This window comes from Gemella sanguinis ATCC 700632 (assembly GCF_000701685.1).
GTDB lineage: Bacteria > Bacillota > Bacilli > Staphylococcales > Gemellaceae > Gemella > Gemella sanguinis.
On the sequence record NZ_JNJO01000009.1, the window covers coordinates 83,961 to 97,837 of the forward strand.

Genomic DNA, 13,877 nt, shown 5'->3' on the forward strand with positions numbered 1-13,877 from the left:
TAAGCTCCTTTTTTGTATTTAAAGTTCGTTTTTTAAAGCTTCATAAGGAAGAATTTAATTGTAACGTCCGTTTATATTTTCATTATACTCCTTTGATTTATATTTTTCAAGTATAAACATAAATAGAAATCGAATTTTTTTATTAAATTTCATAAATTTTACATCTTAATCTTAACAATAAAAAAAAGATAAAATCATATACTATGATTTTATCTTTTTATACTTCTTCTATTCTAGTGGCAACAATTGTACCGATTAATGCAAAAATTGCTGATACATAAAATACATATGACGTATTAAAATCCCATATTGCCCCCATTATATACAAACCAACTGTCATACTTAATTGAAAACAAATCGCAGTATACAGGTTTTGCATATCAATTATTTTCTCTCTATTATATCTTTTATCCAAAATTAGTATAAAAGCAATATGTGCTGCAGCAAAAGTTAAAGCATGTAATGTTTGCATTAACGTAAATATATATATATTATGGAATATTGCTATCATTACCCATCGAACTGTTGCAGCTATACCTGAAAATATCAATAAGGAAGTTGGTTTAATTTTACTTACTATTTTTTTTGAAAAAATAAAGAATAATATCTCTGCTATTACTGAAATATTTAATATTAAACCTGAAATCCATTTAGCTGAAATATTCATACTATCTAAGTATATTGCATTATAATTATTATAAGCAGTATGTGATAATTGGTATATAAAAACGACTAATATTAATAAAAATGCGTTTTTATCTTTTAACACCCAACTATATAACTTTTCTTTCTTATTGGTTTTAATTGATTCTTTTCCTAAAGTTTTAACTAAATTAGGTTGTGGTAAAAACATAAATATAGAATAAATAGTTACTAAAAATATTAATATATAATAAAGTGATTCAGCTCCCAGATATCCTACTACTCCACCAACTAAAATACCTATAATTGTAAAACTAAGAGAACCATATGTTCTAGCCTTACCATAATCTACATTTTCTTCTTTTAAAAATAGTGATGCTAAACTTTCAATAAAGGGTGCTACAGTAAAATATAGTAATCCGAACATAAAAGTTATAATTGTTAGTAAAAATTTATCATTTGTAAATCCATAACTTGCGGCTAATATTACACCACTGATAACTGTAATTTTCAGTGCTAAATTCATACTAAATTTTTTCAATAAATAAGGGCTTAAAAATATACCACTTAAAAATCTTGCTAGATATAACATTGAAAAAATAGAACTAGCTTCTAATACAGATAAGTTTTTTACAGATGTTAAGTATAATATCCAGAATGGTAAATATAGTCCATTGACAGCAAACTGTAAGAAATAGTTTGTTGATAACCATGATTTTGATGACATACTTCCTCCTACATTCCACTACCATGCATCATTATTTGAACAAACATTACTAGTCCATTCATACTAATATGAGCAATCATAGGAGTAACGATTCTATTTGTAACTTTGTATAAATAACTGAATACAAATGACATTGCTATATATATTAACATTAAAGGAGTAAAACCATCATGTGGAATAGCAAATAAAATTCCAGTTAATAATGCGGGTATAAAGAATCTTATCCATTCTTTACTCCCAATTAATATATCATAAAAATAGCCAAAAACTGCTTTTCTAAAAAATAATTCTTCCATTATCGGACCTAATACAACAACATATAAAATAAAAATCGGGTATGAATTTACTATCTGTACAACATTTGCAGTATTTTGACTATTAGGTTGAAAATGTAAAAACTGTGATAAATATTGTAGAAAAGCATTAATCAATGCTTGTAATATCATCATTGCTATAAACCCTATTAGGCCAATAGCAAAAATTACAAGAAAACTATGTTTTCTATCCTTTCTGTCTATATCATTTTTCACCTTAGTTGCATAAGCAATCATAATAAATGTTGCTAGTAAAGCAATTATTACAGTAATAATAATTCTTGAGCCAATACTTAATGTTCTTGGTAAAATTAGCGGTGCTATATAAACAGCAAAAAAGTATACTAGACCACTTAATAATAAATAAACAATATTTCCTCTTTGTAACGAAATTCTCATAAGCCCTCCTCTTTAAATTTAATATTTTAATTATATCATTATAACTTTACTAATACAATACATATATAAATATAGCTTACCAATAAATCTTTTCTTATTGAAATACCACTGAAATTCATCTTACATTTTTTAAAAATTTTAAATTAATTAAATTTTTTCTTGAATGTTTTTACATAAAATGTTAGAATAAATATAAGAAAGCGAGTTGATGATGGTGAAAGTTCAACAAAAATCTTGGCATATTAATAGTTACAATTCAATATAAAAAGATGAGTTTTTACTAATCAGGGTGGAACCGCGGAGATTATTCGTCCCTAGATATACTTCGGTATATCTAGGGACTATTTATTTTAAGGAGGAATTTAACATGGAGAAGATTTTATCTTTGGCAAAAAATAGAGGATTTGTTTTTCAAGGATCAGAAATTTATGGTGGATTAGCAAACACTTGGGATTATGGTCCATTAGGAATCGAATTAAAAAATAATATTAAAAAAGCTTGGTGGAAAAAATTCATTCAAGAATCACCTTATAACGTAGGACTAGATGCTGCAATATTTATGAACCCACGTACATGGGAAGCATCTGGGCACGTAGGTAACTTTAGTGATCCAATGCTAGACTGTAAAGTATGTAAATCACGTTTACGTGCTGATAAATTAATTGAAGAATACTACTTCAACGAAAAAAATGAAGATATTATTGTAGATGGTTTACCATTTGAAGAGCTAGAAGCTATTATCGAAAGAGAAAATATCAAATGTCCAGAGTGTGGAAGTCATGATTACACTAATATCCGTCAATTTAATCTTATGTTCAAAACAAACCAAGGTGTTGTTGAAAACTCAACAAGTGTTGTTTATCTAAGACCTGAAACAGCACAAGGTATTTTCGTTAACTTTAAAAATGTTCAACGTAGTATGCGTAAAAAATTACCATTTGGTATTGGACAAATTGGTAAATCATTCCGTAATGAGATTACTCCAGGTAACTTTATTTTCAGAACAAGAGAATTTGAACAAATGGAATTAGAGTTCTTTTGTGAACCTGGTACAGAATTAGAATGGCATAAAATATGGAAAGATAACTGCGAAAACTGGTTATTAAATTTAGGAATGACTAAAGAAAATATCCGTCTACGTGACCATGAAAAAGAAGAGTTATCTCACTATTCTAACGCTACAACTGATATCGAATTTAGATTCCCATTTGGTTGGGGTGAACTATGGGGGATTGCTTCAAGAACTGATTATGATTTAAAACAGCATATGCAACACTCTGGTCAAGATTTAACATATCAAAATCTACAAACAAATGAAAAATACATTCCATATTGTATCGAACCATCTGTAGGTGTTGACCGTGTTCTTTTAGCATTTTTATGTGATGCTTACAATGAAGAAGAAGTTGGTGAAGGAGATACTCGTACAGTATTAAAATTCCACCCAGCTATTGCTCCTTATAAAGCAGCAATACTACCACTTTCTAAAAAATTAAGTGAGCAAGCTACTAAAGTATACCAAGAACTAGCTCAAGACTTTATGGTAGATTTCGATGAAACTGGTTCTATCGGTAAACGTTATAGAAGACAAGATGAAGTTGGTACTCCTTTCTGTATTACTTATGATTTTGAATCAGAAAATGATGGTATGGTTACAGTTCGTGATAGAGATTCTATGGAACAAGTACGTATGCCTATTTCAGAACTTAAACAATATCTAACAGAAAAAACAAAATTCTAATATTAAAATACCGATAAGCATTAACTACTTATCGGTATTTTTGTCTTTATTACTAAGTTTTATTTTACTAAATCACTTTGTAAGTAAGCATCTACCATACGGTGTGTAGCTTCTACTGAATCAATATGTGTTCTTTCATATGAATGACTAGATTCAATTCCTGCACCAAGAAGCGCGTGTTTAACTTCAGCTCCAGCACTCATAGCTGCAGAAGCATCACTACCATAATATGGATAAATATCTAATTTATAAGGGATTTCTTTTTCGTTAGCTAATTTTACTAGATGTTGACGAAACTCATAATGATATGGCCCTGTTGCATCTTTAACGCAGATTGAAACAGTATATTCATCAGTTTGTTGATCGTCTCCCATTGCTCCCATATCAACAGCTAGATATTCAACTGTTTCTTCTGGGATACTAGAGTTAGCTCCATGCCCTACTTCTTCAAAACAACTGAACATAAAATGAGTAGTATGTGGTAATTGAATATTTTCTTCTTTATATTTTCTTAATAAGTCTAATAAAATTGCCGCACTAACCTTATCATCTAAAAATCTACTTTTAATAAATCCTGTTTCAGTTATAATAGTTCTAGGATCAAAACTTATAAAATCTCCAACATCAATTCCTAAAGCACGTGTTTCTTCTGCATTTGTAACTTTTTCATCTAATCTAACTTCCATATTATCTTCAGTACGTTCAACAGTTCCTGCATCTTTATAAACATGAGTACTAGTTTGATGAACTAAAATTGTTCCAGATACTTTTTTTCCATTACTTGCAATATGTACTTCACAGTTTTCCCCTTCTATCATATTCCATGGGAATCCACCTACTTTAGCTAGTTTTAATCTTCCATCATCTTTTATTGCTCTAACCATTGCACCTAAAGTATCTACGTGCGCTGTAACGACACGATGCTTAGTATTATCCTTACCTTCAACAGTTATATTTACTCCACCTTTATTAGCTCTAACTGCTTTATAACCTAGTTTTTCGACCTCTTCTACTAAATAATCACCAACTTCTTTAGTATATCCAGTAGGAGAAACTATACTAGTTAGTTTTTTTAAATAATTAATTGTCTCTTTCATAAAGAAACCCCCTTGAAAATATATTTATTAATTTTAAAAAAAGACCCATGCAAAGCATGAGTCTTAATATTGCGTAGTTATTATGCTTTGTTTCTTGAACCAAAAATATCAATTTTTGAATGAACCATAGCTTTAATTGCTTCATATCCAGGGTTTAATAATTTACGAGGGTCGAATCCTTTAGGTTTTAGATCTCCACCTTCTTCAATATATTTTCTTGTAGCTTCAGCAAATGCTAATTGACATTCAGTATTAACATTAACTTTAGATACTCCTAGAGAGATAGCTTTTTGGATTTGATCAGTTGGAATACCTGAACCACCGTGTAATACTAATGGAATACCACCAGTTACATTTGAAATGTTTTCTAATGTTTCAAAGCTTAATCCTGCCCAGTTTTCTGGGTATTTACCGTGAATGTTACCAATTCCAGCTGCAAGGAAGTCAATTCCTAATTTAGCCATTGTTTTACATTCTTGAGGATCAGCTAATTCACCACTACCGATTACTCCGTCTTCTTCTCCACCGATTGAACCTACTTCACACTCGATTGAGATTCCTTTTTCGTGAGCTAAAGCAATCATTTCTTTTGATTTTTCAATGTTTTCTTCAAATGGATAGTGAGATCCATCGAACATTACTGAACTAAATCCAGCTTCGATAGCTTTTTTAGTCCCTTCGTAAGAACCGTGGTCTAAGTGTAGTGCAACAGGAACTGTGATTCCCATTTCTTCAACCATAGCTTTAACCATAGCAGCAACAGTTTTGAAGCCAGTCATATATTTAGCTGCCCCTTCACTTACTCCTAAGATTACTGGACTTTTTGCTTCTTCACAAGCTGCTAAAATAGCTTTTGTCCATTCTAAGTTGTTGATGTTGAAATGCCCTACTGCATATCCTTCTTTTCTTGCTTTTACAAGCATGTCTTTTGCTGGTACTAATACCATGTTATTGTCCTCCTTAAATAACTACTTACTATATATTATGATACTATATTTTTGAGAAAAAATAAACCTTTTTCTATAATATTTTTCAATTCAGTGTATTATTTATCTAATTTTGCCATAGTATCTACCATATATGAAGGTATTTCTGTCTCAAAATAAAGATGTTCACCAGTAATAGGGTGATTGAATTCAATGCTCTTAGAATGCAATGATTGCCCATTAGTATTTAGTGTTTTTCTTGGTCCATATACTGGATCACCAACTAATGGATGATTAATATATTTCATATGTACTCTAATTTGATGTGTTCTTCCTGTTTCTAATTCACATTCTATTAGAGTATATCTTTCAAATCTATCGATAACTTTAAAATGTGTAATAGATGGTTTTCCTTCATCAATTACTGCCATTTCTTTTCTTTCTTTTGGATTTCTTGCTATTGGAGCATCTATAGTTCCATAATCATGTTTTATACTACCATGAACTAAAGCATAGTATTTTCTCTTAACTTCTTTATTAGCAATCATTTCTGATAATTTCACATGAGCTTTATCATTTTTAGCGACTATTAATAATCCTGAAGTATCTTTATCGATCCTATGAACAATTCCAGGTCTAATAGTACCATTTATACTTGAAAGTTCACAATGATATAACAGAGCGTTTACCAATGTTCCATCTTTGTGACCAGCTGATGGATGCACAACCATACCTTTTGGTTTATTCACAATTAATAAATCATTATCTTCATAGATAATATCAACAGGTATATCTTGCTTAACAACATCTAATTCTTCAGGTTCTTTATAATCTATCGTAATAACATTTGATTCTTTTAATTTATAATTAGTTTTTACTGTATTTCCATCTACTTTAATATAACCTTCTGATATTAAATTTTGAATATTTGTTCTTGATAAATCAGAAAGTTCATTTTGTAAAAATTTATCGATTCTCTCACTTTTTGGTGAAGCATAAATAATTTCTTTCGTTTCCATTACTTCCTCCTTTGTTTTACTATATAATCTTATCTGAATTTAGTTGAAAAGTAAACTAATAAGCAAAAAATAAGAGTATATCAATAAAATTCAAGTTAATTTTATATGATAAACTCTTAATTATTTTAGTATATTATTTTTTAGCTTGTTTTCTAGCTTGTTGTTGAGCTTTTTGCATATTGCTCATTACTTGGTTAATTTTCTTACGAGATGGTTTTTGCCCCATTTGGCTCATCATACTCATAACCATTTCTTCATTAATTTGAGGATTTTTTTCCATATAGTTCATAAAATTACGTCTTGCAAGATAGAAACCTCCTACAACACCAAGTAGTAAACATACTGCCCCTACTAAAATCGTAATTGTTGTTGCACTCATAGTCTATTTTCCTTTCTTCTTAGGAGTTATGTCTTCTCCATCTTCATTTATTACTTTTGTATTTTCTAATATGTTTCTCATATTAGCTTTAAAGTTTTGTAAATATAATTGTCTATATTTTGCTAATTCTTCAGATTCTTCTGAAGTTAATTCTCTTTCTTTTTTTAAAGCATTTAAAGAATTAATTTTTTCAATAATTTCTGTCATTTCCATAATATTATACACTCATTAATTCATCTTGTTTTTCTTTTGTTACTTTATCAATTTCAGCAACATATTTATCTGTAGCTTTTTGAATATCATCTGAATATCCTTTTAAGTCATCTTCAGTAATTTGAGACGCTTTTTCTAATTTTTTCATTGAATCCATAGCATCACGACGAACATTTCTTACAGCTACTTTTGCTCCTTCAGATTCTTTACCAACTAGCTTAGCTAATTCTTTTCTTCTTTCCTCTGTTAAAGCTGGGAAAACTATTCTAATTACAGTCCCATCATTGGCAGGGTTTAAACCTAAATCTGATGCTTGGATAGCTTTTTCTATATCACCTAAAAGTGTTTTTTCATAAGGTGAAATTACTAACATTTTAGGTTCTGGTACAGAAATTCCAGCAACTTGATTTATTGGAGTTGCAACTCCATAATAATCTACAGTTAATCTATCAAGAACAGATGCGCTTGCTTTACCAGCTCTGATTGAAGCTAATTCACGACGTAAATTAGCAATAGCTTTTTCCATTCTTTCATTTAAGTTATTCATTATTTGCTCAGGCATAATTCAATACTCCTAATTTATCTTTATTTACTCAATAATTGTTCCTAAATTATCTTCAGAAACAACTTTTACAATATTATCTGCATCATCTATAGAAAAGACAATAATTGGTAATTGATTATCCATACAGAATGTAATGGCTGTAGAGTCCATAATTGTTAATCCTTTATTCATTATATCCATATATGAAAGTTTATCATATTTAGTTGCAGTTTTGTCTACTTTTGGATCTGCAGAATAAACACCATCTACACCATTTTTACCCATAAGGATAGCTTCAGCACCAATTTCTTTAGCTCTTAATGCTGCTGTAGTATCTGTAGAGAAATATGGATTCCCAATTCCTGCTGCAAAAATTACAACACGTCCTTTTTCTAAATGTCTAATTGCACGTCTTCTAATATATGGTTCTGCCATAGCCTTCATTTCTACAGAAGTTAGAACTCGCGTAGCTACATCCTTTTGTTCTAATGAATCTTGTAGTGCTAATGAGTTCATAACAGTTGCTAGCATCCCCATAGAGTCTGCAGTGGCACGTTCCATACCTAGTTCTTCACCAGTTTTTCCACGCCAAATATTTCCACCACCGACAACTATTGCAACTTCAACACCTTGTTTAACAACTTTTTCAATTTGAGATGTTATTTTAGTAACAACTTCTGAATCGATTCCGAATCCTTTTCCACCCGCAAGTGCTTCTCCACTAAGTTTAAATAAAACTCTTTTATATTTAGTAGCCATTTTTATCCTCCTATAAAATACAGACATAATTGCTTTAACTACTTTCTTAAAAAAGGGGTGGGTCAAAAAATCCTGATTTCATTAAATCTAATTTTGTCGACTCACCCCCGCAAGGTTTACTAGTTTTTCAATTTTGAAAATCAATAAACTACTGCGTCTATTTACCTATAAATAAACATTTATTTTTTGGGAACCTCTGAGTAAGCCCCTTCTTTTCTATTATATTAGAAAAAATTATTTACTAGAGTTAACTTGGCTCATTACTTCTTCAGCAAAGTTATCTTCTCTTTTCTCGATACCTTCACCAACTTCGTATCTTACGAATTTAGCAAGTTTTCCACCTTTTGATGCTACAAATTTTTCAACTGTTAAGCTATCATCTTTAACAAATTTTTGTTTAACAACTGTGATTTCTTCAAGGAATTTATTAATTCTACCAACGATCATTTTTTCAACGATATTAGCTGGTTTTCCTTCATTTAAAGCTTGCTCAGTTAATACTTTTTTCTCATGTTCAAGTACATCAGCTGGTACTTCACTTTCGTCTAAGTATCTAGGAGCTAAAGCTGCGATGTGCATTGCAACATCTTTAGCCGCTTGTTCATCAGTGCTTCCTTCAACAAGAGTAAGAACTCCAATTCTTCCTCCCATGTGAGAGTATGCACCAAATGCATCTGCATCTGTTTTAGAAACAACTTCAAATCTTCTTAATGAAAGTTTTTCACCAATTGTAGCAATACCTTCGTTGATTACTGCTTCAACAGTTCCACCTTCAGCTTGTACTTGAAGAGCTTCTTCTAAAGATTTAGGTTCAGCTGCTAAAATTGCATTTGCAACATTTTTTACTAAAGCAACGAATTTTTCGTTTTTAGCAACGAAGTCAGTTTCTGAGTTGATTTCTAAGATAACAGCTTTGTTACCTTTAACCTCGATGTAAGAAAGACCTTCTGCAGCGATTCTATCAGCTTTTTTAGCTGCTTTTGCGATACCATTTTCTCTTAGGTAATCGATTGCTGCTTCGATATTTCCATCTGTTTGTGTTAGTGCTTTTTTACAGTCCATCATACCAGCACCAGTACGTTCTCTTAATTCTTTTACCAAACTAGCTGTAATTTGTGCCATTTTGATTTGCCTCCGTTATTATATTATTTTTTTGTTTAAAATTATTCTTCTGTTGCTTCTACTTCTTCAACAACTTCTTCAGCTTCTTCGATGTTACCTTCGTTGTAAGCTACGAATGCATCTGCCATTTTAGATGTTAATAATTTAACTGCACGAATAGCATCATCGTTTGCAGGAATTACGTAATCAACATCATCTGGATCACAGTTAGTATCTACGATACCTACTACAGGAATTCCTAGTTTTTTAGCTTCAGCAATTGCGTTGTGTTCTTTTTTAGGATCAACTACAAAAATTGCATCAGGCATTCCTTTCATGTCTCTGATTCCACCTAGGAATTTGTTTAATTTATCGTATTCTTTTCTTAATTCAATAACTTCTTTTTTAGGAAGTACTTCGAATACTCCATCTGCTTCCATTTTTTCAATTTCAGCGATTCTATCAATACGACCTTTAATTGTTTTGTAGTTAGTTAAAGTTCCACCTAACCAACGGTGATTAATGTAGTATTGACCACTTCTTTCAGCTTCTTCTTTAATAGCATCTTGTGCTTGTTTTTTAGTACCTACGAATAACATTTTTCCGCCTTGATCAGCAACTGATTTTACGAATTCGTATGCTTCATCTACTTTCTTAACTGTTTTTTGTAAGTCGATAATGTAGATACCGTTTCTTTCTGTGAAGATGTATTTATCCATTTTAGGGTTCCATCTTCTTGTTTGGTGTCCAAAGTGTACACCAGCTTCTAATAATTGTTTCATTGAAATAACTGCCATAAGTTATTTTCCTCCTTGGTTTTTTCCTCCGACATTCTCTAAGACTACTGCAAACATAAATGCACCGAGCAGCTACTCAAATGTCGTGTGTTTTATTTTTTGTTGACTTTTACTCAACTTTATTAATTATAAAGCATTAGCAAGTAAAAATCAAGAGTTTTATAGTGTTTTTACTAATAAAATATTGGATTGTTAAACTCTATTCTATAATTTTTCTATAATTTCTTATCTCTTAATCAAAATTATTTCGATTAATATATTGATTTTTTATCATTTTAGTATTATAATTTAGTAGACCGTAATTATTACGAAATAAAGGAGGATATATTTTTTATGAATAAACTATTCAAATTACTTGCAGTATTTACAGCTTTTGCCCTTGTATTAGTAGGCTGCTCAAGTAAATCTAATTCTAACAACTCATCTTCTGGGGAAAAGATAAAGATTGTAACATCAGTTAACTTTTACGCAGAAGTTGCAAAAAGTATCGCAGGAGATAAAGCAGAAGTTTCATCTATTATTAGTTCTTCTTCTGTAGATCCACACGACTTCGAACCTACAGCTCAAGATGCAAAAAAAGTTTCTGACTCATCTGTTGCTATTTTAAATGGTGGTGGTTATGACTCTTGGTTTGAAAAACTTACTGATAATAATAAAAATATCACAAAGATTGATGGTGCTAAATTACTTAATTTAAAAGATGGTGATAATGAGCATATCTGGTATAACCCAGAAGTCATGTCTAAAGTAGCTGATGAGCTTACTAAAGTTCTTACTGAAAAAGATTCAGCAAATAAAGAGTTTTACGAAAAAAATAGAGATAGCTATAAAAAAGAACTATCAAAAGTAACTGATAAAATTAAATCATTAAAAGAGAAAGCAAATGGTAAACAAGTATTAACTACAGAGCCAGTATTTGAATATGCTGTTGATTCACTTGGCTTCCAAACATCAGATGAAGTTAAAAAATTAGCACAAGCTACTGAAGAAGGAAACGACCCTTCTCCTCAAGATTTAAAAAATATTCAAGAACAAATTAAATCTAAAAAAATCTCATTAATTATTAATAATGTTCAAACAACTAATAAAACTGTAGAAGGTCTGATAACTCTTGCTGAAGAAAATAAAGTACCTGTACTAAATGTTACTGAAACTCAGCCAGACGGGAAAACTTATATTGAATGGATGTTAGATCAATATAACAAACTTGAAGAAATCTTAAATGGTGGTTCAGGTGAAAAAGCATATCACGTTGAAGGTGCTGAAGAAGAACATAGTCATTCACACGAAGGTCATTCTCACTCACATGAAGGACACGACCATAATCACAATGACAAAGATAAAAAAGAAGATGAAAAAAAATAATCTTCACATCTAGTAAATATGTAGTATAATATAAAGAAGAGATTCTAAATCGTATCTCTTCTTTTTTAGCACATAAAATGTTATTATATATAATTACTAATATAATATAGCAAATCTATAACATAGGAGTATTTATGACTAAACTAAACATAATAAACCTCTCATATCGTATTGGAGAGAAAATAATATTAAATAATATTTCATTTAGTTGTAATTCTGGAGAAGTAATTGCAATAGTTGGAAAAAATGGTGTTGGAAAAACAACATTACTTAATAATATATTAGAAAATATAAATAAAACTCAAAATATTCAACTTGATGAAAAAGCTAATTTTGGTTATGTTCCACAGTTTCGCCAAATCGACGAAGAATTACCTTTATCAGTTGAAGATTTTGTTGCCCTTCCCCTATCAAATAAGATAGTCCCTTGGCTTAATAAAAAAGAAAAACAAAGAATTCATGAAGTACTAGAATTAACAAATTCATTAAAACAAAAGAAAAAATCCATTGGTACTTTATCTGGTGGAGAAAGACAGAGAGCATTTTTATCCCAAGCATTAGTAAATAAGCCAAATTTATTACTTTTAGATGAGTTTACTTCAAATCTTGATAAAACAAGTGAAGTTGAATGCATGTCATTAGTTCGTGAAGTTACAAAAAGTGAAAATATTATTACTCTTTGTATAACTCATGAGCTTTCTTTAATAGATGAAAAATATGTCGATAAGATTCTGTACTTAGAAGACGATTGTTTTAAATTTATAAGTATTAAAGACTATAATAATGAAAAAGATAATCTAAAACTTTGTAAACATTATGTAGGAGATAACAGTTATGCTTAATTATGATTTTATGCAAAATGCATTTATAGCCGGAACAATAGTCTCTATTATGGCTGGCTATATAGGAGTATTTGTAATGGCAAGAAATATGTCATTTATTTCACACACACTATCGCACGTTGGTTTTGCTGGGGCTGCATTCGCAGTTTTCTTAGGAATAAATCCTATATATGGGCTACTTATTTTTACAATAACAATGTCATATTTAGTAGGTCACCTTAGTGTGAAAGCGTTCCGTAGAGAAGCAACTGTCAGTGTTATGTTAGGTATTTTCTTAGGCTTAGGTTTACTTTTCTTATCACTTACACCTAAGAGTACAAGCTATGTAAACAGTATTTTATTTGGTAGTGTAGTTTCTATAACAAGAGATGATGTTAAGTTAATATTCACTTTAGCTTTAACAGTTATAATTTTACTTTCTATATTTTATAGAAAAATTAAATTTGATTCATTCGATTCAATTGGAGCTAAAGCACTTGGTTTAAATAGTAAATTAATATCAATATTCTTCTTGGTTCTATTGTCAGTAGCAACAAGTATTACAGTTCCTGTAGTTGGGGCATTACTTATGTTTGTTTTACTTACTGTTCCTGCAAGTGCGGCTAGATATTTAACTAATAAGGTAGGATATATGATAGCAATTTCTATTACATTTGCACTTATTGGTACATGGGCAGGTATTGCATTATCTTATTATACCTCTCTACCCACTACATTCTTTATTGCCAGTATTGAAGGACTATTCTATTTTATCAGTTTAGGATATTTTAATCTTAAAAAATAAAACAGATTGTTGACAAAAATACCGAAATATCAAGCTAGTATTGATGTTATGGTATTTTTTTTCAAAAAAAATAAGCCTTAAGGCAAAAATTTAGTAGTATTAAGAGGTTTTATACCTCTCTTAATGCTATTGTTTTCATATTTTGAACGCAACAAGACAGCCAAGCGTACGACTGTACTTTGGCTTTTCCTCTATATTGTGCATACCTGTATCCGTGATTTTGTTTAG

15 protein-coding genes are annotated in these 13,877 nt (G+C 30.2%); 4 read left to right on the forward strand and 11 right to left on the reverse strand.

Annotation, left to right across the window (positions count from 1 at the left end; genetic code table 11):
* Nucleotides 1-217 precede the first annotated feature (217 nt).
* The gene (locus tag T369_RS0105620; protein WP_031552817.1) at nucleotides 218-1,369 is read right to left on the reverse strand and encodes an MFS transporter; all 1,152 of its coding nucleotides are present in this window, start codon (nucleotides 1,367-1,369) and stop codon (nucleotides 218-220) included.
* 8 nt (nucleotides 1,370-1,377) lie between these two features.
* Nucleotides 1,378-2,082 (reverse strand): CPBP family intramembrane glutamic endopeptidase, encoded by a 705-nt coding sequence (locus T369_RS0105625; protein WP_031552820.1) that lies wholly within the window; start codon nucleotides 2,080-2,082, stop codon nucleotides 1,378-1,380.
* A gap of 367 nt (nucleotides 2,083-2,449) precedes the next feature.
* Between T369_RS0105625 and T369_RS0105630 the strand changes: the two genes are divergently transcribed.
* Nucleotides 2,450-3,823: a glycine--tRNA ligase gene (locus T369_RS0105630; protein WP_031552823.1), complete on the forward strand. Its 1,374-nt coding sequence runs from the start codon at nucleotides 2,450-2,452 to the stop codon at nucleotides 3,821-3,823.
* Between the two features lie 59 nt (nucleotides 3,824-3,882).
* On the opposite strand, the gene T369_RS0105635 is transcribed toward T369_RS0105630, so the two are convergent.
* The 9 genes from T369_RS0105635 to rpsB all read right to left on the reverse strand — a co-directional run bounded on the left by T369_RS0105635 (nucleotide 3,883) and on the right by rpsB (nucleotide 10,658).
* Complete coding sequence (locus T369_RS0105635) at nucleotides 3,883-4,920, reverse strand: M42 family metallopeptidase (RefSeq protein ID WP_031552827.1); 1,038 nt, start codon at nucleotides 4,918-4,920, stop codon at nucleotides 3,883-3,885.
* An 80-nt stretch (nucleotides 4,921-5,000) separates the two neighbouring features.
* Complete coding sequence (gene fba / locus T369_RS0105640; protein ID WP_031552830.1) at nucleotides 5,001-5,867, reverse strand: class II fructose-1,6-bisphosphate aldolase; 867 nt, start codon at nucleotides 5,865-5,867, stop codon at nucleotides 5,001-5,003.
* 98 nt (nucleotides 5,868-5,965) lie between these two features.
* On the reverse strand, nucleotides 5,966-6,865 hold the full coding sequence (locus tag T369_RS0105645) for an RluA family pseudouridine synthase (protein WP_031552833.1): 900 nt from the start codon (nucleotides 6,863-6,865) through the stop codon (nucleotides 5,966-5,968).
* A 133-nt stretch (nucleotides 6,866-6,998) separates the two neighbouring features.
* Nucleotides 6,999-7,244 carry a YneF family protein gene (locus tag T369_RS0105650; protein ID WP_006364200.1) on the reverse strand — a complete coding sequence of 82 codons (246 nt, stop codon included), beginning with the start codon at nucleotides 7,242-7,244 and terminating at the stop codon, nucleotides 6,999-7,001.
* Between the two features lie 3 nt (nucleotides 7,245-7,247).
* Nucleotides 7,248-7,457 (reverse strand): DUF896 domain-containing protein, encoded by a 210-nt coding sequence (locus T369_RS0105655; protein WP_031552837.1) that lies wholly within the window; start codon nucleotides 7,455-7,457, stop codon nucleotides 7,248-7,250.
* A 4-nt stretch (nucleotides 7,458-7,461) separates the two neighbouring features.
* Nucleotides 7,462-8,019: a ribosome recycling factor gene (frr, locus tag T369_RS0105660; protein ID WP_006364202.1), complete on the reverse strand. Its 558-nt coding sequence runs from the start codon at nucleotides 8,017-8,019 to the stop codon at nucleotides 7,462-7,464.
* A gap of 27 nt (nucleotides 8,020-8,046) precedes the next feature.
* Nucleotides 8,047-8,760, reverse strand: a complete 714-nt coding sequence (pyrH, locus tag T369_RS0105665; RefSeq protein WP_031552840.1) for a UMP kinase — start codon at nucleotides 8,758-8,760, stop codon at nucleotides 8,047-8,049.
* A gap of 234 nt (nucleotides 8,761-8,994) precedes the next feature.
* Nucleotides 8,995-9,882 carry a translation elongation factor Ts gene (gene tsf, locus T369_RS0105670; protein WP_031552843.1) on the reverse strand — a complete coding sequence of 296 codons (888 nt, stop codon included), beginning with the start codon at nucleotides 9,880-9,882 and terminating at the stop codon, nucleotides 8,995-8,997.
* A gap of 41 nt (nucleotides 9,883-9,923) precedes the next feature.
* Nucleotides 9,924-10,658 carry a 30S ribosomal protein S2 gene (gene rpsB / locus T369_RS0105675; RefSeq protein ID WP_006364205.1) on the reverse strand — a complete coding sequence of 245 codons (735 nt, stop codon included), beginning with the start codon at nucleotides 10,656-10,658 and terminating at the stop codon, nucleotides 9,924-9,926.
* 333 nt (nucleotides 10,659-10,991) lie between these two features.
* On the opposite strand from rpsB, the gene T369_RS0105680 reads away from it, so the two are divergent.
* The 3 genes from T369_RS0105680 to T369_RS0105690 all read left to right on the forward strand — a co-directional run bounded on the left by T369_RS0105680 (nucleotide 10,992) and on the right by T369_RS0105690 (nucleotide 13,649).
* Nucleotides 10,992-12,023, forward strand: coding sequence for a metal ABC transporter solute-binding protein, Zn/Mn family (locus T369_RS0105680; protein ID WP_031552846.1), 1,032 nt, complete (start codon nucleotides 10,992-10,994; stop codon nucleotides 12,021-12,023).
* A 134-nt stretch (nucleotides 12,024-12,157) separates the two neighbouring features.
* On the forward strand, nucleotides 12,158-12,865 hold the full coding sequence (locus tag T369_RS0105685; protein WP_031552847.1) for an ATP-binding cassette domain-containing protein: 708 nt from the start codon (nucleotides 12,158-12,160) through the stop codon (nucleotides 12,863-12,865).
* Nucleotides 12,858-13,649 carry a metal ABC transporter permease gene (locus T369_RS0105690; protein WP_031552850.1) on the forward strand — a complete coding sequence of 264 codons (792 nt, stop codon included), beginning with the start codon at nucleotides 12,858-12,860 and terminating at the stop codon, nucleotides 13,647-13,649. The genes T369_RS0105685 and T369_RS0105690 overlap by 8 nt, the downstream gene beginning before the upstream one ends.
* The last annotated feature ends 228 nt before the right edge of the window (nucleotides 13,650-13,877 follow it).